Below are 257 nucleotides of genomic sequence, written 5' to 3'. Positions count from 1 at the left end.
CTCCCGGAATGATGAAAAAATTTTTAGCGCTAGCCCTTGTTGCGCCGTTGCTTGTCTCTTGTTCTTCCAAAAAAGGCGATGATTACAACGAAGCCTGGATAAAGGACACCAACGGTTTTGACATTTTGATGGGGCAGTTTGCCCATAACATCGAAAATATATGGGGATTTAACGAAGTTCTTATTGCCGGACCTAAGGACTACGTTAAGTACACCGACGCCTATCAGACCCGTAGCCACATCAACTTTGATGAGGGG

At 45.1% G+C, this 257-nt stretch carries 1 protein-coding gene; it reads left to right on the top strand.

Going from position 1 to position 257, the window contains the following annotated elements; all coding sequences use genetic code 11:
• On the top strand, positions 1–257 hold a 257-nt coding region (locus ACPYOJ_RS35840; RefSeq protein WP_481420454.1), incomplete at both ends, for a murein transglycosylase domain-containing protein.

The organism is Rhizobium sp. SVR5-9E, from assembly GCF_056755095.1.
This window is presented reverse-complemented; position numbering and strand designations above follow the sequence as displayed.